General features: G+C 69.6%; 11 protein-coding genes and 1 pseudogene. 4 read left to right on the top strand and 8 right to left on the bottom strand.

Going from position 1 to position 22617, the window contains the following annotated elements; translation table 11 throughout:
* Positions 1-174: 174 nt before the first annotated feature.
* Together AB0M27_RS07235 and AB0M27_RS07230 are read left to right on the top strand one after the other, a co-directional pair.
* A complete protein-coding gene (locus AB0M27_RS07235; RefSeq protein WP_365718830.1) occupies positions 175-7089 on the top strand; it encodes a DEAD/DEAH box helicase in 6915 nt (2304 codons plus the stop codon).
* Positions 7086-9353, top strand: a complete 2268-nt coding sequence (locus AB0M27_RS07230; RefSeq protein ID WP_365718827.1) for a UvrD-helicase domain-containing protein — start codon at positions 7086-7088, stop codon at positions 9351-9353. The genes AB0M27_RS07235 and AB0M27_RS07230 overlap by 4 nt, the downstream gene beginning before the upstream one ends.
* Positions 9354-9386: 33 nt before the next feature.
* On the opposite strand, the gene AB0M27_RS07225 is transcribed toward AB0M27_RS07230, so the two are convergent.
* The 3 genes and pseudogenes from AB0M27_RS07225 to AB0M27_RS07215 all read right to left on the bottom strand — a co-directional run.
* On the bottom strand, positions 9387-10331 hold the full coding sequence (locus AB0M27_RS07225; RefSeq protein WP_365718825.1) for a serine/threonine-protein kinase: 945 nt from the start codon (positions 10329-10331) through the stop codon (positions 9387-9389).
* Positions 10332-10548: 217 nt separating this feature from the next.
* The gene (locus tag AB0M27_RS07220; protein WP_365718823.1) at positions 10549-12474 is read right to left on the bottom strand and encodes a DUF262 domain-containing protein; all 1926 of its coding nucleotides are present in this window, start codon (positions 12472-12474) and stop codon (positions 10549-10551) included.
* Positions 12475-12563: 89 nt separating this feature from the next.
* Positions 12564-12884: pseudogene (locus tag AB0M27_RS07215) on the bottom strand (glycoside hydrolase family 16); the annotation flags it as partial.
* 671 nt (positions 12885-13555) lie between these two features.
* Between AB0M27_RS07215 and AB0M27_RS07210 the strand changes: the two are divergent.
* Positions 13556-14467, top strand: coding sequence for a YceI family protein (locus tag AB0M27_RS07210; RefSeq protein ID WP_365718821.1), 912 nt, complete (start codon positions 13556-13558; stop codon positions 14465-14467).
* A gap of 113 nt (positions 14468-14580) precedes the next feature.
* Here AB0M27_RS07210 and AB0M27_RS07205 read toward each other — a convergent pair whose 3' ends face one another.
* From AB0M27_RS07205 to AB0M27_RS07185, 5 genes are all read right to left on the bottom strand, one after another.
* Complete coding sequence (locus tag AB0M27_RS07205; RefSeq protein WP_365718819.1) at positions 14581-16458, bottom strand: discoidin domain-containing protein; 1878 nt, start codon at positions 16456-16458, stop codon at positions 14581-14583.
* Between the two features lie 125 nt (positions 16459-16583).
* The gene (locus AB0M27_RS07200; protein WP_365718817.1) at positions 16584-17948 is read right to left on the bottom strand and encodes a GH1 family beta-glucosidase; all 1365 of its coding nucleotides are present in this window, start codon (positions 17946-17948) and stop codon (positions 16584-16586) included.
* A gap of 38 nt (positions 17949-17986) precedes the next feature.
* A complete protein-coding gene (locus AB0M27_RS07195) occupies positions 17987-18826 on the bottom strand; it encodes a carbohydrate ABC transporter permease (protein WP_365719208.1) in 840 nt (279 codons plus the stop codon).
* Positions 18827-18860: 34 nt separating this feature from the next.
* On the bottom strand, positions 18861-19850 hold the full coding sequence (locus AB0M27_RS07190) for a sugar ABC transporter permease (protein ID WP_365719206.1): 990 nt from the start codon (positions 19848-19850) through the stop codon (positions 18861-18863).
* 8 nt (positions 19851-19858) lie between these two features.
* A complete protein-coding gene (locus AB0M27_RS07185; RefSeq protein ID WP_365718815.1) occupies positions 19859-21175 on the bottom strand; it encodes a sugar ABC transporter substrate-binding protein in 1317 nt (438 codons plus the stop codon).
* A 214-nt stretch (positions 21176-21389) separates the two neighbouring features.
* On the opposite strand from AB0M27_RS07185, the gene AB0M27_RS07180 reads away from it, so the two are divergent.
* On the top strand, positions 21390-22617 hold a 1228-nt coding region (locus tag AB0M27_RS07180), incomplete at its 3' end, for an ROK family protein (protein WP_365718813.1).

Here is a 22617-nt window from a genome sequence, read left to right as displayed (position 1 = left end):
GTCTGTCGCGTTCGCACCATTGACCCCTTTTGCAGAGGTCTGAAACTCGGTCCGACAGGTGCCGTTGTCCGAGGTGAGGGTTATTTTTGACACTGATCGCCACAGCTTCTTCGCGAACTGTCACGGTGTCGCGTAGCCGGCGGTCCTGGTACCCGACTTGCCCGAAAGGTCCTCGTGAAGCCCACCCTGGCCGCCGCGCAGCTCCGCGGCAGTCTGACGCAGTACCTCACGACGACGTACGCGCTGGCCGACGAGGACACGCGGCTCGCGCTGGAGCGGTTCCTCGGGGATCCGGAGACGGGGGTCTTCCGGGGGCCGTACCTGCGGATCAGGACGCCGTTCCACCCCGCCGAGGACGGATGGCAGTCGGCGCTCGAGTGGCAGCCGTCGTTCACGCCGTGGCGGCACCAGGCGAAGGCGTGGGAGCGGCTGAGCACGTACAAGGGGACGGCCAAGCCGACGCTCGTGACGACCGGCACCGGGTCCGGCAAGACCGAATCGTTCCTGATTCCCGTGCTCGATCACTGTCGCAGGCAGAAGGCGCTGGGCCGGCGCGGGGTGAAAGCAGTGCTGCTGTACCCGATGAACGCGCTCGCCACCGACCAGGCGAGCCGTATCGGCGACTACCTGGCGCAGCCCGAGCTGGCTCAGGTGACGGCCGGTCTCTACATCGGGGACAAGCCGGACACGGATTTCCGGCGTGTGATGACGCGGCGCGAGGAGATGCGCCAGTCGCCGCCGGACGTGCTGATCACGAACTACAAGATGCTGGATCTGCTGCTGCAGCGGGCCGAGGACCGGCCACTATGGGAGGGGTCCGAGCCGGCGTACATCGTGCTGGACGAGTTCCACACCTACGACGGTGCGCAGGGCACCGACGTGGCGATGCTGCTGCGGCGGCTGGCGGCCGCCGTGGGCGCCTCGAAGCCGGAGCGGCCGCTCGGTTCGATCTGCCCGGTGGCGACCTCGGCGACGCTCGGGGAAAGCGGAGGCGACACCGGTGGCATCCTCGCGGTCGCCGAGCAGGTTTTCGGGGTGCCGTTCGGTCCGGACTCGGTGATCGGTGAGGAGCGGCTGAACGCCGACGAGTTCGTCGGAGACATCGACTACGAGCTGCCCGAGCCTCCCGGCCCCAAGGAGGTCATCGAGGTCTCGGGCGGGCCGGGCGTGGAGTCCGACCCGGACCGGCTCGACCTGGACGGGCTGGCCGAGCGGCTGCTGGGGCGGCGCGGCCTTGACGCCTTTCAGATCGGCCGACTGCTGAAGAAGCACGACTTCACCCACGGTGTGCTCGCGCTGCTGAACAGTGAGCCGCTCGACGAGTGGGGGCTGCGGGACCGCATGGCCCGCTTCGGGTACGCGTGGGCGCGCACCGCGCGGGAGAATCCGCGGCTCGCGCTGGAGGCTTTGTCCCGGTTCGTAGCGCTGCTGTCGTCCGCGCGGGACCCGGAGTCCGACGAGCGCCGGCCGCGTCCCCTGCTGCACATCGAGGCGCACCTGTGGGTCCGGCCGGTGGGGCGGGTGCTCAGCGGGGTGAGCGGCCGGCCGGAGTTCCGCTGGTACGAGGACGAGCGGGCGGTCGCACGGCGCTCCGCGCTCACTGCGGCCCCCGCGTCCGAGGACCTGTCCGAAAGTGACGAATGGCCGACGGCGGACTCCCGGCGGCCTGAGGCGCTGCCCGGTTCGGACACCGTGCAGCGGCCGGCCCAGGCCCATCTACCCGCCGTCTACTGCCGGGTGTGCGGTCGGTCGGGCTGGGCGGCGCTGTCTCCGGAGTCCGATCCACAGAAACTGGAGACCAGCCCGCTGCGGATCTGGCAGGCCGCCGTCGGCCGCGACAAGCGACGGCTGCGGTACTTCATCTCGGCGACACCGACCGAGGCGAGGGACGCTCTCTGGGCGCTCACCGGCAGTGCGCCCAAGCAGACGGGCGGCGTCGATCCGCAGACCGTGGTGGTGTTGGACGGGGCCCAGGGCACCTACCGACTGCCCGCCGCCGAGGACGGGGAAGGCTTGCAGGACGCCTGGTTCGCGCGGGCCATTCTCGACAAGAAGACCGCCGACCAGGCAGCCAAGGACGACACCTGCCCGGCGTGCAACACCGACAACGGCATCAGGTTCCTCGGCACCGCGCTCGCCGCCCTGGCCTCCGCGACGGTCACCCAGCTGTTCACCGGCGGCCACGAGATCGCGCTGGCGCCGGAGGAACGCAAGACGCTGCTCTTCAACGACTCCACGCAGGACGCCGCGCACCGCGCCGGGTACGTCGCCAACGCCTCGTACAAGTTCTCGCTGCGCTCGCTGCTGGCGCACCAGCTGGACGACTCCGGTGCCCCGCTCCCGCTCAACGACCTTATCGGCGACGTCCTGGACTCCGTGGACGACCCACAGACGCTGGCCGCCGTCGTCCCGCCGGACCTGCACGACGAACCGGGCGTGGACCGGCTGCTGTCGGGGCGCGGCACCGGTGACGCGCGGACGTGGAAGCTCATCGGGGAACGGCTCGCGTTCGCGACCGTCATGGAGTTCGGGCTGCGCTCCCGGCTCGGGCGCACCCTGGAGCTGACCCGCACCACGGCCGCGGAGGTCGTGGTCGCCGACCCAGACCGGATCGTCGCGCTCGCCCGCGACCTGCACCTCACGCTGCCGGGGCAGTTGGGCCTCGAGGGCAGCCTGCCCACGTCCGAGCGGTACCTGGCGTACGTGCGGGGGCTGCTGGAGCGGCTGCGGCTGCGCGGCGGCGTCCGGCACCGGTGGCTGGACACCTGGATCAAGGAAGCAGGTGTCAACCAGTACCTGATCTCCGGGCAGCGGCCGGAGGGGATGCCGGCCTTCCCCGAGGGACGCGTGGCGCCGCCGAGGTTCCTGCTCGACGGGCCCAAGGAGAAGACGAAGTTCGACACGATCACCGGTAAGAACAACTGGTACCAGGACTGGACACGGCGCTGCCTCGGCCTGGACGCGGCGCAGGCGAGCGAGTACCTGCGCAGGCTACTGCCGGTCCTCGCGGACGAGGGGGTGCTGTCGGTGCGCACCGCCAAGGACCGCACGACCCGCGTCTACGGGCTGCAACCGGGCCACATCCACGTGAGGCTGCTGGCGGACGACCTGGTCAACAAGGCGTTCGTGTCCTGTGAGGAGTGCGGCTGGCAGCAGGTGGTGCCGCCCGAAAGGCGCACTCGCTGGTATGGGCACCCCTGCCCGCGCTGGCGTTGCGCCGGCATCCTCACCCCGCCGCAGTACGGCATGTCGTCGACCGGGGCGGGCAGCGGCGGCTTCGGCGGGAAACTGGAGCGCGACTACCGCGGCGACTACTACCGCCGCCTGTACCTGACCGGCGGCACCTACCGAGTCGTCACGGCAGAGCACACGGGCATGCTGACCCGGCCCGAACGGGAGCGCGTGGAGCGGACCTTCCGCCAGGGCACCCACTACACCGACCCCAACATGCTCTCCTGCACGCCCACCCTGGAACTGGGCATCGACATCGGCGACCTTTCGGCGGTGCTGCTCGGGTCGCTGCCGGGCGGCCCGGCGAACTACGTGCAGCGCGCCGGACGCGCCGGACGCCGGACGGGCAACGCCCTGGTGGTCGCCTTCGGCGGGCGCCGGGCCCGCGACCGGTACTACCTGGACGACCCGACCGAGATGATCGCCGGTGACATCGTGCCGCCGGGCTGCTATCTGTCGGCCGTCGAGATCCTGCGCCGCCAGTACACGGCGCACCTGCTGGACCGGGCGGCGCGCGGCGAGCTGACCACCGCGGACGGCGAGCCGCTCATGCCGGTGCCACGCCTGTCGTCGGCCCTGTTCGGCACGACCGGCTGGTGTCAGGACCTGTCGGACGCGGCGCTCACCCACGGGGCCCGGCTGGTGGAGGAGTTCCTGGCACTGTTCCCGCAGGCACCCGGCGGGACCGCCGACGACCGAGGGGTGTCCCAGCACGCCGCGGACGAGCTGCGCGCATACGCCACCTGCGGGATCGCGCGCGCCCTGCAGGAGGCCGAGGAGGAGTGGACGGCGCGCCGAGAGGAGTTGCGCCGCCGTATCGCCGCCATCGACACCGCGGTGGACGGACTGCTCGCCGAGGACCGTGAACAGGGAGCCGAGCGTCGTGAACTGCTCGCGGAACGCCGCGCCACGGGCGAGCTGCTGCGCAACCTGAGCCAGGCGAGTGCGCACGGCGCCCTCGTCGAACTGGGCCTGCTGCCCAACTACAGCCTCACCGACACGACCACTTCCCTGGAGGCCACGCTCTACTGGAAGGAAGCCACCGGGGACGACGAGGGCACGGAGGCTCCGGAAGGCGACGACGAGCGTCGGGAATGGGTGTACCGCAACGAGGTCCGGGACTATGAGCGATCCCGCAAACTGGCCCTGACCGAACTCGCGCCCGGCAACAGCTTCTACGTCAACGGTTACCGGCACGTCGTGCGCGCCCTCGACATCGGCAGCCCGGAGCAGCGTGCCTGGGCGGTGTGGCGTATGTGCCCGGCCTGCGGTTACGCGCGCTCGCACGGCGACCCGAAGAGTGACACCTCGCCCTGCCCGCGGTGCGGGTCTCGGGAGATCGCCGACGCGGGCTGCGTGCACCACGTGCTCGAGCCCCGGCGCGTGATGTCGCGGGACAAGCGGGACGACGCGCGGGTGCGGGACGACCGTGACGAGCGGGATCAGAAGCGGTACGCCGTCCTCACCACCGTCGACATCGACCCGTCGCACCTGGCGGCCGGATCGTGGCGGCACGACACCGCCGTCTTCGGCGCTGACTTCACGCGCAAGGCCGTCATCCGCACCCTGAACCTCGGGGTCGACCGGCAGGACGGCAGCAGCACGGTTCCGCTGGCCGGGGACGACGTGCGTCTGAACCCCTTTTACGTGTGCGTGAGCTGCGGTGGCGCGACGGCCGACGGGCGTCCGGTCGTCGACCAGTCGCAGCACGCGCTCACCGCGTCCCTGGCACGCGCCACGCGTGCGAGCGCCCACCACCAGCTGTGGTGCCCGCGCCGCCGGCTGCACGGCAGTGCGGACGAGCAAGGCGCCGGACTGGACGTACCACTGCTTCTGGCGCACGAGCTGACGACGGAGGCCGTCCGCATCCTGCTGCCGGCGTCCGTGGCGCGGGCCAAGGAGCGGCTCGCCTCCTTCACCGCCGCGCTGTTCGCGGGCATAGCCGCCCGCTACGGCGGCGACCCCGACCACATCGACATCACCGCCGCGTCCATGCCGGACGGCGAGGACCGCGACTGGCCACGCCGGTTCCTCGTGGTGTACGACCGGCTGCCCGGCGGCACCGGCTACCTGCACCGCCTGGCGACTCCCGACGGTTTCCGCGAGGTGTTGCTGAAGGCCCGTGAAGTGATCGAGAGCTGTGGGTGCCTGGAGAAGGGACTCGACGGCTGTCACCGCTGCCTGCTGCGCCGCGTGCCGCCGGCCGACTACGACAAGGTCAGCCGCAACGAGGTCCGGCAGATGCTGGACGAACTGCTCGGTGCGGATGGTGAGCGCTGGCGCACCTCGCCCGTCACCACCACCCAGCACATCCCGATGCACAAGCAAGCCGAAAGCGATCTCGAAGTACTGTTCATCGACACCCTCCGTGAGTGGGCCGGGCTGCCCGAGAGCCGTGCCAGCGGCGACGCCTACATAACGCCGGCCGGTACCCACGCACTGGACCTGCGGCTTACCGCGGCCGACGGCACCACGCTGAGCTGGCGGGTGTCGCAGCAGCGTGTCCTCGACGGCACCCGCCCCGACGTCCTCTTCGAGCGGGTCGACGCACCCGGCCCGCGCGTGGCGGTCTACCTGGACGGTTACGAGTTCCACGCCGGCCGCGAGCACAACCGGGTCGGCGAGGACGCCGACAAGCGCACGCGGCTGCGCGCGGAAGGGCTCCGGGTCTTCCAGCTCACCTACGGCGACGTGGCGAAGTGGCAGCGCCACGTCCGGGACACCGGATACGCGGGCGCCGGCCCTGCCGACCCGGTGTGGGAGCCGTACGGCGACCAGGCCCGCGGCAGAGCCCGCGACTTCTACGCGAAGGTGCGGGGCGGGCTGCCGGGTGAGCTCGCGGAGACAGTCTGGGTCAATCCGGCCGTGCAACTCGTCGAGTATCTGCGCCGGCCGGACGCAGAGCGCTGGCAGTGGCGGGCGGAGGCCGCCTTGGCAGGCTTCATGGGAGCCGGGGCCCGCCCCGTCGCGCTGCTGCCGGACGTGCTCGGCGAGCAGATCACGACGGCGCTGAGGGGAGAAACGCCCACGGGGCCACGCGGCCCGGTACAGCTGTTCACGGTCACGGATCGGTCCGGGCTGCCGCTGGTGTTCGCCGCGGACGGCCGGGCGAAACCCCCCGCGTGGACCGGCATCGTGCTCCTCGACGACTCGCCCGGCGTTCATGCCCACGAGGAGGCGCACAAGCGCCGCTGGCGGGCCTGGTTGTACTGGTCCAATCTGCTGCAGTTCCTGGACGGCGGAGGCGGCGACGCCGTACAGCTCACGGTCGGCCGTGTGGACGGATTCCCCGTGGAAGCTCTGGCGGTCACAGGTGGCAGCGGCGTCCTGGAGAGTGTCCGCGCCACGCTCGCCACCACCGCGACCGTCGATGGCACGCCCGCGCAGGCGGAGCCCGCCGCGCCCTCGCCGCAGACCGCGGCCGCCGCAGAGGTGTCCGCGGTCGCCCCCGACGCGCCCGGCCGGGACGCCGCGTGGAACCGGGTCATCGAATACCTCGACCCGGACGAGCCCGGCCTGCTCGCGCTTGCCGACGCCCTTGCCGGGCGCGGCGTCACGGTTCCCGAGGACGGCTACGAACTCGACGAGAACGGCTGGCTGGCCGAGCTGGCGTGGCCCGGCGCTCGCATCGGCGTCGTCCTCGCCCCGCGCCCGCCCGAGGGCCTGGAAGACGACCCGGAGGCCGCCGACCGCGACCGAGCGTTCGCCGCGGCCGGCTGGGAAGTGCGCCCCGCCGCCGACTGGACCGTCGACGACATCGCGGACCGCCTCGGCGGCGCACAACCATCCGGCGACCAGGAAAGTCGTAACCAGCCAGACGGCATCACCACGGACAGCGGGGAGAACGAACAGCGGTGACCGGCAAGAACGTGACGCTGCGCCTGCTCGACAAGGCGGACCGGGAGATCCTCAAGCTCCCCCGCCCGGTCAAGGGCGCGATCTACGACTTCCAGCACAAGTTCAAGACCAACCCCGATTCCGCGGGACTGCGTCTCAAGCAGCTGCAGGGGCACGACAAGCTGTACTCGGCACGCATCAACGACGAGTACCGTGCGCTGCTGCTGCGGCTGGCCGATGACGACTGGCTGATCGTCTCGGTCAAGCACCGCAAGGACGTGTACGCGCATCTCGACCGGCTCACGTACTCGGTCAACCGCGTCACCGGCGGCATCGAGTACGTGGACCTGCAGGTCGTGCAGGAGGAAGTGCTCAGGCCTTCGGCCCCGCAGACGACCACGCCCTCCTTGCCCACCGAGCCACTTCGCCCAGCCGAGCCCGCCGTTCCGCGGCCGCTGTTCGGGAAGTGGTCGGAACAGCAGCTCACCGACCTGGGTGTGGCCCCCGCCCTGACCCCTGTGGTCGCCGCGCTGACCACCGAGGACCAGCTCCTCGGGCTCGTGGAGTACGCACCGCAGCTCACCGGCGAGGTGCTGCTGGCGCTGTACGACGGCAAGGAGTACGACGACGTCCTCGAGCAGGTCACCGCCCCCGTCGCGGCACCGGAACCTGTGGACACCGAGGACTTCCGGGCTGCCGTCGAACGTCCGGCCACCATCGTCACCACGAGCGACGACGCCCTGCGCGAGGCGCTGGAGGGCGAGGACTTCGGGCGCTGGAAGGTGTTCCTGCACCCCACTCAGGCAAAGCTGGTCGCGCGGGACTACAGCGGTCCTGCGCGTGTGGGCGGCGGGCCAGGCACCGGCAAGACGATCGTGGCCCTGCACCGGGTCAAGCACCTGGTCGAGCGGCTGCCCGCCGGCCGGACCAAGCCGGTCCTGCTGACCACGTACAACAAGAACCTGGCGGCGGACCTGCGTTCACGGCTTCTGGCCTTGGGCGGCGAGAACCTGCTGTCGCGTGTGGAAATCAGCCATGTCGACCAGCTCGCGCTGCGGACCGTCCGGGAGGCGGAGCCCGGCAACCGGAAGCGGATCATCGATGAGTCGCAGGCGGTCCGGGAATGGCGCTCGCTCCTGGACGAGCTCGGCGAGGACGGCTGGGACGCGGAGTTCCTGAACGACGAATGGACGCAGGTGATCCTCGGCCAGGCCGTCACCTCCCGCACCGACTACTTCCGGGCTCGCCGCGCCGGACGCGGACGCACGGTCAGCCGGTCCGAGCGCGCTGAGATCTGGCAGCTCGCCGAGCGGTTCACCCAGCGCCTGGACCGGCTCGAAGTCCAGACCTGGGACCAGATCGCGGAGCGGGCGGCTCAGCTGGAATCGGAGCGCGCCCGCCGTATCCAGGCCATCGACCGCCAACGAGAGGAAGCGGGCGGCCTCGACAACCGGCACATGGCCGACGGTTCGGGCGGCTGGCTGCGCTACCGGTACCGGCACATCGTGGTGGACGAGGCTCAGGACCTGCGGCCCGCACACTGGAAGATGCTCCGTGCGATGACCGCACCCGACCGCAACGACCTCTTCCTGGTCGGTGACACCCACCAGCGCATCTACAAGAACCAGGTGACCCTCGGCAGCCTCGGCATCAACATCCGCGGCCGGTCGTCGAAGCTGTCGCTGAGCTACCGAACCACCCGGCAGATCCTGCGGTCCGCGCTGAACGTGCTCGGTGACGAGACGTACGACGACCTCGACGGCAGCAGTGAGACGCTGGCCGGGTACCGGTCCGTGCTCAGCGGTGCCGTGCCCGACCTGCACAGGTTGAGCGACTGGGCGCAGGAGCGCGAGGCGATCGCCGCGCTGATCGAGTCCTGGGGTCGGGTGCCGCACGAGCAGATCGCCATCGCCGTACCGACCAACCAGATGGCGAGCGAGGCCGCGTACACGCTGGCTCAGCGCGGCATCCGGGCGCTGGAGATCGGCCCGGACGGGCCCCGCGGCGACACCGGCGTGCACATCGGCACGATGTTCCGGTTCAAGGGGCTCGAATACCAGCGCATGATCATCGCCGGGGTGACCGACGGGCTGGTGCCGCGTGCGAGCGTCCAGCAGCGGCGGACCACGGATCCGACGCGCTACCGGACGGAGATGCAGCGCGCCCGATCCCTGCTCTTCGTGGCCGCAACGCGTGCCCGGGACAGCCTGGACGTCTTCTGGCACGGGGAGCCGAGCCCGTTCCTGGAGGAACTGATCAAGGTCCGGCAGCCGTTCGCGGCATGACCGGCCCTGGGATCGTGCCGCGGTTGGCTTCGGCTAGCGCGGCATGATCGGCCCCTGGGGCACGAGGAACGGCCGCCGGGGATCCTCCGGCGGCACCCTGCGGGTCGCGAGTGCCGGATCGGGGTCCGGCAGGTACGGGGCGAGGGCCGCGTACGCCTCCGCCGCATCGCTGGGACGATCCTCGGGACGCTTGGCGAGCAGTGCGTCCAGCAGGACCTGCAGAGCGGCCGGGGCGTCGACACCGTGGTCGGCCAGCCGGGGCGGGGACGCGGTGAGGTGCTGGGTCACGAGCTCGGCGGGGCCCTCGCCGCGGAAGGGAGGGTGGCCGGTGAGCATGTGGTGCAGCAGACAACCCACCGCGTACAGGTCGCTGCGGCCGTCCAACGGCTTTTCGCCGGCCAGGAGTTCGGGCGAGGCATAGGACACGTTGCCGAGAGTTTCGCCAGTCATGGTGAGCCGGGGGTCGGTGTCCGAGAGGACCTTCACGAGACCGAAGTCGAGGATCTTCGCCAGACCGCTGGTGCATACCATGACGTTCTGAGGCTTGAGATCACGGTGCACAAGGCCGGCCGCATGCGCGGCGGACAGCCCGGAACACAGTTGCGCGGCTGCCGAGACCGCGGTTGCCACGGGCAGCAGCCCGCCGTCGGCGCCGTCGATGATGTTGTCGAGGGTCGTGCCGTCGACGAGCTGCATCACCAGACAGCAGACGTCCTCGGTGACGGCCGCGTCGTACACGGTCGTGATATTGGCGTGGTCCAGACGAGCGGCGGCCTTGGCCTCCCTCTCGAAACGCGCCAGGGCGGTGTGGCGCCAGTCGGGGAGAGCCAGAAGGTCCGCGGCGACGGTCTTCACCGCGACAGGGCGCTCAAGATACACGTCCGTCCCCTGCCAGACGTGCCCCATCGCTCCCCTGCCCAGGATCCGGTCCAGCCGATATCTGCCCCGCAGAACCTTGCCCGCAGCGAACTGCTCCACGTTCACTTCCTTACGTGCACCCCAGCGGTATCGGCGCTGTCTGACCAGCAAGTGCCCTCCGAGCCCGCGCGGGAACAGTCAACCAGGGCCGGGGTGCGCCACGAACTCGAAGGGCCGGTCTCAGCGGATCGTACGAGATCACGTAGGGGGCCGGGCACGACGTCCGGCCCCCACAAGCGTGCCGGTAAGCAGCCGAGGGTGAGCCGGCGGGTGATCCCTACCGGATGCTCTGCAGAAGATTGCCGGTAGCAGAGACGGTCCAGAACGACCACCCGTTGCGATGCGGACTTACGTGCGGCTTCAGTGCCCGTACCACGGCGAATGCCGCTCCGCTGGGTGACTCGTATTCGCCTCGACCCGGGCCGGAGGGAATGGTTACGATTCGAGAGGAGGGGTCGTAATAGCCGTTGACACGTCGACTTTCGTAGACCACGTGGATCTCGACGCCCTGTTCCGTGCGAAGCTCTTGCGCGCTCACTCCGACCAAGGTGGGCGCGCTGGGTTCCTCCGCGATCACCTCCTCGTCGGCAGGCGGCTCGTCGGCGTCCCGGTGGGTGTCCTGCCCGCTGAAGACGGGAAGTCCCAGGAGACGGTTGAGGACGTTGGCCAGCAGGCGCCTGCGTGCGGCCAGGAAGTCGGGAAACTGATCGAGGGACCGCAGTTCAGGAGCCTCTGGGATCCATTGCTCGACCAGGCGTTCCGGCGCGATGCCTGCCATGTATTCGGCAGGCAACTTCGAGCCGATCATCTTGTTGGTCTGGCCCATCACAAAAGCAAGGTTGGCCAGGCTGTTCCACTCCTCCTTGGCGTACGTGGACTGGACGCGGGCGCGCGGGAACACATGATGGAACTCGATCTTGGCACCGCTGCTCAACGGCTGGTCGCTGATGGCGATGTTGGTAGCCCAATCCCGGGCCTTGTCGCGCAGCGCGGCGATGTAGAGCAACCGGAAAAAGGCGTGAGTGGAGTACTTCTGCTCCAAGTCCCTCGGGTGCAGGGGCGTGTCCGCGGAGCGGCTGCCCGAGGCCCGGCGGATGAGCTCGGTGAACAGTCCCTCGCCCTGCCGCGCCCTGATCAACCTGGCCTCGGCGTCAAGCTTGGTCTCGACCTGCAGCGAATAGTGGCTGAAGGCCATTGCCGTGTAGACCCAGCGGCGCAGCAGACCGGCCTCGCCCGGCAGTAGTTTTCCGTCCCGCTGATGCAGAAGGAGAGCCGGCACGACGGTGACGTTCGGCGACGTCAGAATCTCGGAACGGGGGATCGCGCACTCTTCCCGCAGGAAGTCGATGGCGTACCGGAGAGCTGTCTCGGTGGCTTGCCATGCTTCCTTCAGCGCCGCTGCGTCGACTCCTGAGCCGATGAGCTTGATGTGGCGGGCTCCTGTGCCCGCCAGGAGGCTCATCAGGCGCAGTACGGCCTCCCGGTCCAGGCCGAAGTTGCTGTCCCGCAGTTCCTGGTGAAAGGCGTCCATGGTTGCTAGGCCATCAGCCCAACGTGCCGCGATGGCGCTGTAGACGAGATCACCCTTGGACAGCCGCCGTCCACCCTTATTCAGTCGGGCGAACAGCTCGGCGACTTCCTCGTAGTCGTCCGACTCATAGGTGATCACGGCGATCTGGTGCTTGCGGATGTCGTGCACCTTCTGCAGACGCTGCATCCATTCACCGAAGTTCGGATCGGAGTACGGCACACCCGAGGTGTTGAGGACCTCGTGGTACTGCACGTTCTCTTGCAGGAGAGTCGAGACGCGAAAGAGCATCGGATCCTTGCTCTGGACCGCGCTAGGGTTGACGAACTCCTCGGTCCGCACGTCGAAGCGAAGGTCGATGAGCCGGCCATCAGCCTTGGACGTCGGCTGGTACACCCATGCCAGGGATGTCAGCCTCTGCTGGCCGTCCAGCAGGTAGACGGGCTGGTGCGTCGACTTGGCGGCCTGGACTACCGCCGCCGTCTTGAACGGCACCGGCAGATTGGTCTTCCACAGCAGCAGAGCGCCGACCGGATATCCGCGATAGAGCGAGTCGAAGAGGTCGCGCACGTCAGGTCGCATCCAGACGAAGTCACGCTGGATGGAAGGAATGACGACTCTGCCGTGAAGCAGATCCTCTACCTGAGAAATGATCTTTTCGTTGGCCAACCCCATATTGTCCCCCACTGCCGGTGATCCCCTACAAACACCATAGCCATGACCGAGAACGGTCACCCACTGTGGACGAAAAGGTAGCCGCGGGCGGCTGGATAGGCTCCGCCCAGGGCCAGGTTGAAGTTGACGTACTGGTCGTGGTCGTAGACCCACTGACCGCGGGTGGACTCCAGTACGTTGCAGGTCGTCTCCTGGACCAGGTGGTCGTCGACGGAGAAGTGCATCGCCGTCGGCGTCCGTTCGAGGGCGTAGGTGTGCCAAAGGTCCAGCGCGCCGCCGCCCGCACATGTCTGGCGGGCGCCGATGTCGCCGTCCTCCGAGTAACGGGGGCCATGGAGGGCCGTGCCGGTCCAGTCCCGGTAGCCGATGTTCTCCATGATGTCGGTCCCGCCGGAGGGCGGCCAGGAGACCCCGGTGAGGCAGCCGTCGATGAGGTTGAGGCGGAGCTGGATGTGGCGCAGCCCCCTGCGGAGGGCGCGTTCGAGGTCGAACAGCGGGACGTGGCCGTCGGTGACGGCCTCGACCGGGTCACCTGCGAGGGGACGACGGCGACACGACGCCGTCGGGCCACAAGCACGTGTTGGCGATGGTCCGGGGTGCGCTGACCTGGTCCGCCATCTCCACGCACTGCTTGTCGTGCTCGAAGACCACCTCGGCACATCACTACGGCCGCAAGCGGTTCCCCGGAGCGGGATCTGTGTCCGCTTCCCGGCCACCCGCCGGCGGCATATGGCACCTGCGGGCGACGGTGGATGTGGGGTGTGTGTGTCGACGTCGCAGGCAACGCGTGAACGTCGCGGCAGTTCGGGTGCCCTTCGCCACAGAAGCGGTGCAAAGCAGCGAGGCCGAAACACCGTGGCGAGGCCCGCACTTGAGGCCACTCGCGGGGGTCGAGCGCTTCTGAGGGCGTTGCTGCAAGTCCGGCACCGGTGAGGCACTGCTCCGCACCGCCTGCTCTATGATCGTTGAATACTGAACCTCATCGCACCTGCAATAAGACCCCGAACAATCTCGGTGACCACGATCGCCCAGAGTCGAGCGGGCCTCGCAGTGGTGACACACGTGAAGAAAGGCGCACAGCATGGCCCTCGGACTGCTCCGACGTCGGCGTTCCCGCGGTGCTTCCGGTGCCGCGGGCCTGTCGGTACCGCTGCCGGCCGGGGCGGGCGGTTATGGCTGCGAGGTCGTGGATCCCATGGGGCAGCCCATGGGCGGTGCCGAGGTCACGGTGACCGCGCTGGACAGCCACCGCGTCGTCACCCGCGGCACCACCGACCCGTACGGCCTGTTCGTGCTGACGCTGCCGCCGGGCTCCTACAGCGTGATGGCCGCGTCGGAGGGACTCACGCCTGCTCGTGAGAACGTCGACATAGCCGCCGGGGTCGCCCACTCCCTGGCGCGCATCGCGCTGGTGCCCGCCCGTCAGCTGGAACTTCCGCCGCCCGGCACCTGGTTGTTCGACCCACCGCACACCGCGATCCGGTTCATCGCCAAGCACGTGGGCATGGCCCACGTCCACGGCCGCTTCACTCGTTTCAACGGCGGCATCCGCATCGCGCCGGACATGGCCGATTCCCAGGTGTCGGTGCGCATCGATGCCTCCAGTATCGCCACGGGCAACAAAACCCGCGACAATCACCTGCGTTCCGCGGACTTCCTCGACGTCGAGCGTTATCCGTACATCGACTTCACCAGCACCCGGTTCGTCTACCGCGGTGGCTCCAAGTGGACGCTGAACGGCACGCTCACCATGCACGGCATGAGCCGGTCCGTGGGACTGGACACGACGTATCTCGGTACGGTGAACGGCGGTTACGAGCAAGAGCTCCGCTGCGCGGCACTGGCGAAGACGGAGTTGCACCGCGAGGATTTCACTCTCAACTGGCGATCGATGCTGGCCCGCGGCATCGCGGTCGTCGGACCGACCGTTCAGCTGGAGTTGGACGTCCAGGCGATGTACCGCACCCCCGAGACCCCCACGCCCCCGGAGTAGCCGAGGGGCCCGGACGGGCCCGCCCAGGCAGCAGGCGAGGCCGGCCTGGAGATGGCACGGCGCAGAAGCGCGGTTCGCAGCTCCAGGCACGGGATCTTGGAACGGCCGACCAGCTACCCCTTCTGCTCCACCTTCACCCAGTCCACCTCAGCCTGCACTCCGCCACCCGCGATCTTGTCCACGCTCGACTGCGGCAGCCCCCAGTAGGGGCTGGTGACCTTGTTCCAGCCCGCCGGGTACGCGCCGCCCAGCGCCAGGTTGAGGATCACGTACTGGTCGTGGTCGTAGACCCACTGACCTCGCGTCGACTCCAGGACGTTGCGGGTCGTCTCCTGGACCAGGCGGTCGTCGACGTAGAAGCGCATCGCCGTCGGGGTCCATTCGACGGCGTAGGTGTGCCACTGGTCCGCCGTGCCGCCGCCAGTGTACGTCTGGCGGGCGCCGATGTTGCCGTCCGCCGAGTAGCCGGGGCCGTGCAGGGAGGTGCTGGTCCAGTCGGGGTAGCCGATGTTCTCCATGATGTCGGTCTCGCCGGAGGCGGGCCAGGAGACGGACGGGTCGTCCACGTTGGACCCCAGCAGCCAGAAGGCGGGCCAGAAGCCGTCGCCGACCGGCAACTTCATGCGGGCGCTGACCCTGCCGGACGTGAAGTCGACGTGGGTGTGGGTGTCGATGCGGCCCGAGGTGAAGTCGTAGGTGCCGCCGCCCGCCTGGGTGCAGCCCTTGCAGTACTTGGCGTGCAGGATCAGCTCGCCGTTCCCGACGCGGACGTTGTCGGCCGAGTCGACGTACGCCTGGGACTCGCCGTTGACCGGGCCCATCTCCGTGCCGGTGCGGACCACCCGCCATTTCGAGCGGTCGAGCGCGGTGCCGGTGAAGTCGTCGAAGAAGGTGGTGCGGTAGGTGCCGGACTGGTCGGCCGGCAGGGCCGGGTAGGCGGCGGAGGCGCTGCCTCCGGTGCCCCAGACCTGGAACTCGTAGAGGGAGTAGCCGAACTGGGCGGTGGCCGGGGCCGGGTTGTAGAAGGAGCGGCGTTCCTTGCCGAGCATGCGGACGTAGCGGCCGCTCACGGGCGAGGGCAGGGTGATGCTGTCGTGCAGGCCGGTCGCGTCGGACGGGGACTGGACGTTCGCGCGGCGGGCGGCGATGTCGGGGGCCGACGGCTCGTAGACGGTGCGCCAGGTGCGGTTGTCGTCGGAGACCTGGAGCTGGTAGTCGACGGCGTACGCCGCCTGCCAGTACAGGTCGACGGTGTCGATCGTCGCGTTCGCGCCGAGGTCGACGGTGATCCAGCGGTCGGCGTTCCAGTCGCTCGCCCAGCGGGTGGCGTCGTCCTTGAGGTTGGCGGGCCAGCCGCCGTCGGTGACGTAGGACGGTGAAGTTCCGGCGTCCTGATAGTAGTTGGAGTAGGCGGGGTGGTTCGGGGCGAGGTTGGTGCGGGTGGTGGACGCGGGCGCCGGTTCGCCGCCGTAGACCTTGAACGAGTAGAGCGAGTAGCCGTACGGCGTGGCGCGCTGGATGCCGCGCATCCGGACGTAGCGTCCCACCAACTCCTGCGGGTACGTGTGCGCGGTGACCGAGCCGCCAGTGCCCGCCGTCTCGGTGTAGAACGGCGCCCAGTCGGTGCCGTTGTTCGAGGCCTCCAGGACGTAGCGCTTGCCGTACGCGGCCTCCCAGTCCAGGACGACCCGGTCGATGCGGAGCGTGGAGCCGAGGTCGAGCTCGATCCAGGCGTCGTCGGCGAAGTTGCTGGACCAGCGGGTGGAACCGTTTCCGTCGAAGGCGAGGCCGGGGGTGGTGCCGGCGTTCTCGCTGCCGGAGGCGGTGACGGCGGCCGGGTTCGCCGCGTAGGCGGTGGCCGCGCGGTCGGTGTCCCAGCTGACGGCGGCGGAGGCCGCGGAGGCGGGGGTGGCCAGGAGGGGGCCGCCGCCCAGCAGGGCCGTGGCGGCCAGGGCGGCCAGGAGGGTGCGGGGGACGCGACGGGATGGCATGTGAATCTCCTTGTGGGGTGGAGGTGCACTCGCTGATCTATGTCACGTGCATGACAGAACTGCAGGTGGTGCGGGCCGGTGGGCACGGGCTCCCTTCCCGTGCCCACCGGCCGGCCGGGCCCGGCTCAGGCGGCCCGGCGTGCCTGGCCGCGGTGGACGCGGACGATGTCCGCGTACCGGTGTCCGCTGCCCTTGATCGTGCGCACCTGGGTGCGGTAGTCGACGTGGACCAGGCCGAAGCGCTTGTCGTAGCCGTACGCCCACTCGAAGTTGTCCAGCAGGGACCAGGCGAAGTAGCCGGCGAGCGGGGCGCCCTTGCGGGCGGCCGAGGCGCAGGCGGCGAGGTGGGCTTCGAGGTAGTCCTGGCGCTCGGGGTCGTCGATGCTGCCGTCGGGGCGGACGACGTCCGGGAAGGAGGAACCGTTCTCGGTGACGTAGATCTTCCGGGCGCCGTACTCCTCGGTGAGCCGGAGCAGCAGGGTCTCGATGCCGCTCGCGTCGATCTCCCAGTCCATGCCGGTGCGCGGCACCCCTTCGCGGCGCACGGCGCGGACGTACGGCGCCGGGGCGTCGGGGGCGTCGGCGATGTACGCGGGGAAGTAGTAGTTCAGGCCGAGCCAGTCCAGAGGCGTCGCGATCGTCTCCAGGTCGCCCGTCCTCAAAGGCAGTTCGACGCCGTAGGTCTCGACCATGTCGGCCGGGAAGCCGCGGCCGTGCACCGGGTCGAGCCACCAGCGGTTGACATGGCCGTCGTGGCGGTGGGCGGCGGCGATGTCCTCGGGGCGGTCGGTGGCCGCGTGCACGGTGGAGAGGTTGTTGACGATGCCGACCTGGGCGCCGGGCGCCGCGGCGCGGATCGCCTGGGTGGCGAGGCCGTGGCCCAGCAGCAGGTGGGCGGATGCGCGTACGGCGGCGGTCAGGTCCGTCCAGCCCGGGGCCATCTTGCCCTCCAGGTGGCCGATCCAGGCCGAGCAGCTCGGCTCGTTCAGGGTCGCCCAGAGCTTGACTCGGTCGCCGAGGCGGGCGGCGACCGCCGAGGCGTACTCGGCGAGCGCGAAGGCCGTGTCGCGCTCGGGCCAGCCGCCTCGGTCCTGGAGCACCTGCGGCAGGTCCCAGTGGTAGAGGGTGACGGACGGGGTGATCCCGGCCTCCAGCAGGGCGTCCACCAGCTCGTCGTAGAACGCCAGGCCCTTGGGGTTCACCGGTCCGGTGCCGCCGGGCAGCACACGCGGCCAGGCGATGGACAACCGGTAGGCGTTGACGCCGAGTTGCCGCATCAAGGCGATGTCCTCGCGCCAGCGGTGGTAGTGGTCGCAGGCGACGTCGCCGGTGTCGCCGTTCGCGATCTTCCCCGGGGTGTGCGAGAAGGTGTCCCAGATCGAGGGCGTACGGCCGTCCTCGGCGACGGCTCCCTCGATCTGGTACGCCGCGGTTGCCGCGCCCCACAGGAAGTCGTGCGGGAGTGCGGCGAGGTCGATGCGTTCGGACACGGAAGTCCCTTCGGAATACGGGGTGTTGGTCACTCGGGTCACTTGACGGCGCCTGCCGTCAGACCGGCGACGAGATAGCGCTGCAGCAGCAGGAAGCCGGCCACCACGGGCACGCTGACGACCAGCGAGGCGGCCATGATCTGGTTCCAGTAGACGTCGTTGAGGGTGGAGTAGCCCTGGAGGCCGACGGCGAGCGTGCGGGTGGCGTCGTTGGTCATGACGGACGCGAAGAGCACCTCGCCCCAGGCGGTCATGAAGGCGTAGACGGCGACGGCGACGATGCCGGGGATCGCGGCCGGTACGACGATCCTGAGCAGCGCGCCGAGCGGGCCGCAGCCGTCGACCAGCGCCGCCTCGTCCAGGTCGCGCGGCACCGAGTCGAAGTAGCCGATCAGCATCCAGATGGAGAAGGGCAGGGAGAAGGTCAGATACGTCAGGATCAGGCCGCCGCGGGAGCCGAACAGGGCGATGCCGGTGGCGTTGCCGATGTTGACGTAGATCAGGAACAGCGGGAGGAGGAAGAGGATGCCCGGGAACATCTGCGTCGACAGGACCGTCACCGTGAAGACCCGCTTGCCGCGGAAGTCGTAGCGGCTGACGGCGTACGCGGCGAACACCGCGATCACCACCGAGCAGATCGTCGCCGCGCCCGCCACGATCAGCGAGTTCATGAAGTACTTCGCGAGCGGGACCGTCGACCAGATGTCGATGTACGGGCGGATGGTCAGACCGCTCGGCAGCCAGCGGAACTTGCCGGTGACGTCCGCGAGCGGCTTCAGCGAGCTGGAGACCATCACGTACACCGGGATCAGCACGAAACCGGTGAGCAGGGTGAGGAAGATCCGCCTCGACCACAGGAAGGAACGCGGCGGCGCCATCGGCGAGGTGCGCCTCGGTGAGGCGAGGGGCGGGCTAGACATCGGCGGCCCTCCGTCCGCGCGAGGTGAACAGCAGGTACACGCCCGTCACGACGAGCAGGAACAGCAGCAGCAGGACCGACATGGCCGAGCCGGTGCCGAAGTTCCACGTGACGAAGGACGCCTGGTAGATGTGGACCGAGATGAGGTCGGCGGCCTCGGGGGCGGACTTGCCGAACAGCACGTACGGCGTGTTGAAGTCGTTGAACGTCCACAGGAACAGCACCAGGACCAGGACCTGGTTGACCGGGCGCAGCGAGGGCAGCGTGATGCGGCGGATCTGCTGCCACATCCCGGCGCCGTCCAGCGCGGCGGCCTCGTACAGCTCCCGGGGGATGTTCTGCAGTCCTGCCATCACGATGAGGAAGGCGAACGGCCAGCCCTTCCACACCGACACGGTCAGCAGGGCGTAGAAGCTGTTGTCGCCGATCAGCCAGAAGGAGGGCTTGCCGGTGAGGTGCAGCTGGTCGTGCAGGACGTGGTTCACCAGGCCGTTGTCGTGCTGGAACATGAACACCCAGGTGATGACGGCCGCGTAGACCGGCAGGGCGTACGGCACCAGGAACAGCGCCCGGAGCAGGCCGCGGCCGCGGAAGGTGTCCTGCATGTAGATCGCGGCGGCGGTGCCGATCAGCCAGCACAGGCCGACCGACAGCAGGGTGAAGCCGACGGTGACGAAGAAGGAGTGCAGCAGCGCGTCCCCGACGGGCGCGTTGAAGTCCACCGACACCTTGTAGTTGCCGAGGCCCGACCAGGGGGCGCTGGACCAGTCGCGGATGTAGAACTGGGTGAGTTCCTTGAAGCTCATCACGATGCCGATGACCATCGGCACCAGGTGGACGAGGAGTTCGAGCAGCAGGGCGGGCAGGAGCAGCAGATACGGCAGGGAGACGCGGCGCAGCCGCCCGGGGCGGCGGCGTGGTTCGCGCGCCGCCGCCCCGGACGAGGCCTGCGTCACCGGCTCCTTGAAGGCGGTGGTCGACATCTTCTCGCTCACGCCGCCGGCATCTGCTGCTGGGCCTTCTGCAGCGCGGCCTTGACCGAGTCGGTGGTCACGGCGCGGCCGGCGGCGGCGTCGGCGAACAGGTCCTTGACGGCCGTACCGACCGCCGTCTCGAACTGCGACTCGGACGCGACCTGCGGCAGGGCGGCCGCACTGGTGGCGAGGGTGTTCTTCAGCACGGCGGTCGCGGGGGCGCTGAACGCGGCGTCCCCCTGGGCCGACTTGACCGGAGGGATGGAGCTGTAGGCCGTGTTGAGGACCTTCTGCTCCTCGTCGGAGGTCATGAACTTCACGAACTGAGCGGCGCCGTCGAGGTTGTGGGTGTTCTTGAAGACGGCGAGGTTGATGCCCGCGACCATCGAGTTGACCTGGGTGCCGGTGCCGGGGGTGCCGGAGATCACCGGGACCGGCGCTATGCCGTAGGCGTCCTCGCTCATGCCCTGGGACTTGAGGTTGGCGGCGGCGGACTGCCACAGCAGCATCGCCTGCTTGCCCTTGGCGAAGTCACTGACGGACTGGTTCTGCGCGTACTCGGCGTCGCCCGCCGGGATGACCTTGTCCTTGGCCATCAGGTCGACGTAACTCTTCACCGCCTCGACCACCTTGGGGTTGGTGAAGTCCGGCTTGCCGTCGGCCGTGAAGAAGTCGGCGCCGTGCTGCTTGGCGAAGACGAAGACGTGGTGGATGTTCTCCGCCAGGGACGAGCCCTCGGCGCCGAGCACCGACTTGCCCTTGGCCTGGATCTTCTTGCCGTCGGCGACCAGTTCGTCCCAGGTGGCCGGCGGCTTGCTGATCCCCGCGTCGGCGAAGATCTTCTTGTTGTAGTAGAGGGCGTAGGCCATCGAGTACAGCGGGACCGCGGCCGGGTCCTTGCCCGCCGCGCCGGTCGAGCCGAGCGCGGAGTCGACGAACCGGTCCTTGCCGCCGATCTTGGCGAAGTTCTTGGTGTCCCACGGCAGCAGCGCGCCGGTCGCCTGCAGCGAGGCGCTCCAGGTGTTGCCGATGTTCAGCACGTCCGGGCCCTGACCCGAGGTGGTCGCGGTGAGGATCCGGTTGAGCAGGTCGGACCAGGGCACGACCTCCAGCTTCACCTTGATCCCGGTCTGCTTCTGGAACTTGTCGAGTTCGGGCTGGAGGACCTGCTTGTCGACGGCGATACTGGCGCCCTGGTTGGAGGCCCAGTACGTCAGCGTCTTCGGCGAGTCGTTGGACCCGCCGCCGCTGGACGAGCCGCCTCCGCAGGCCGTGGCCGCGAGGACGAGAGACAGGGTGACGGCGCCTGTGGCCGCGGCTCGGATGCTGCGCATGGCTCCTGGTGTCCCTTTCCGGGAGTCGAGAACCCCGAGGCTGCTCACGGAAGCCGACACTTGTGCGGACCCGTTCGGTTCCCGAAGCCCCTCATGGCTTAATTTAGGACGTGAGTTAAACCTCAAGAGAAACGCTCGTCAAGAGATGCGGCAACGGCAAACGGCCGAACAGGCCGGAAAAGCGCGGAGAAACGCCGGAAAACAGGGAGGCCAGGTGGCAGCGGTGGGCGGCCGTACGGTGCGTGACCTGCGACGGGAGAGCCGGAGCGCCGTTCTACAACGGTTGTATGTCGACGGGCCGATGAGCCGGCACGCGCTGGGCCCGGCGACCGGCCTGAGTTCGGGCTCCGTCAGCAACGTCGTGACCGGACTGCTCGCCGACGGCCTGCTGGAGGAGGCGGGCGTGGTCGGCACGGACGCGGGCCGGCCGAGCCGCCTGCTGCGGGTACGGCCGGACAGCGGACGGCTGATCGGGGTGGACGTCGGCGAGACCCGGGTCCGGGTGGAGCTGCTCGACCTCGGTCTCACCGAACTCGCCCGCGTCGAGCGACCGTTGGGGCCGCGCGGATACGACGTCGGGGCCGTCGTCGGCCATGTCGCGGAGGGGATCGCGCACGTGCTCGAGGCGGCCGGAGTCCCCGGCTCGGACCTGCTCGGCGTCGGCGTCGGCGTGCCCGGCATCGTCGAGCACGCCGGGTGGCAGGGCGCGGTCGTGCACGGCCAGACGGTCGGCTGGGACGCGGTACCGCTGGAGCGGCTGCTGCGCGCCTCCGCCCAACTCCCAGCGCATATTCCGTACTTCATCGACAACGGCGCCAAGGCCCTGGGGCAGGCGGAGATGTGGTTCGGCGCGGGACGCGGGGCCCGCAACGCCGTGGTGGTGCTGTTCGGTTCCGGTGTCGGCGCCTGCGTGGTCACCGAGGAGGCGGCGCGGGGGCGGGCGGTGGAGTGGGGGCATCTGACGGTACGGGTCGGGGGGCGCCGCTGCCGGTGCGGGGCGCTCGGCTGTCTGGAGGCGTACGCGGGGGCGTCGGCGCTGGTGGCGCGCTGGCGGGAGGCGGGCGGGCGGCCGTCGGCCGGGGCCGGCGAGGAGCGGGCACTGACCGAACTGCTGGCCGCGGCCCGCGCCGAGGGCGGCAGGGCGGCCGACCTTACGGGCACGGTTTGCCTTGACGGCAGCAGTACAGCCGGCCTGACGGATGCGCCCGGGCCTGACGGCGGCAACGCAGTCGGCCCTGCGGCTACGGCAGGCCCTGACGGCAGCAACTCGGCCGGTCTGACTGCCACGGTCGGCCCCGACCGCAGCAACACAACCGACCCAACGACCACAACCGGCCCCGACCACAGCAACACAACCGACCCAACGACCACAACCGGCCCCGACCACAGCAACACAACCGACCCAACGACCACAACCGGCCCCGACCACGGCAACACAACCT

The organism is Streptomyces sp. NPDC052107, assembly GCF_040680215.1.
Taxonomy (GTDB): Bacteria; Actinomycetota; Actinomycetes; order Streptomycetales; family Streptomycetaceae; genus Streptomyces.
The sequence above is the reverse complement of the archived record's forward strand: the minus strand, read 5'-3'. Positions and strand labels throughout refer to the sequence as shown.

What these genes read in the sequence shown, in the direction of transcription:
- AB0M27_RS07190 (WP_365719206.1), bottom strand. Translation starts at nt 19,850, where the DNA reads ATGTCGACCACCGCCTTCAAGGAGCCGGTGACGCAGGCCTCGTCCGGG.
- AB0M27_RS07205 (WP_365718819.1), bottom strand. Translation starts at nt 16,458, where the DNA reads ATGCCATCCCGTCGCGTCCCCCGCACCCTCCTGGCCGCCCTGGCCGCC.
- AB0M27_RS07220 (WP_365718823.1), bottom strand. Translation starts at nt 12,474, where the DNA reads ATGGGGTTGGCCAACGAAAAGATCATTTCTCAGGTAGAGGATCTGCTT.
- AB0M27_RS07210 (WP_365718821.1), top strand. Translation starts at nt 13,556, where the DNA reads ATGGCCCTCGGACTGCTCCGACGTCGGCGTTCCCGCGGTGCTTCCGGT.
- AB0M27_RS07195 (WP_365719208.1), bottom strand. Translation starts at nt 18,826, where the DNA reads ATGGCGCCGCCGCGTTCCTTCCTGTGGTCGAGGCGGATCTTCCTCACC.
- AB0M27_RS07185 (WP_365718815.1), bottom strand. Translation starts at nt 21,175, where the DNA reads ATGCGCAGCATCCGAGCCGCGGCCACAGGCGCCGTCACCCTGTCTCTC.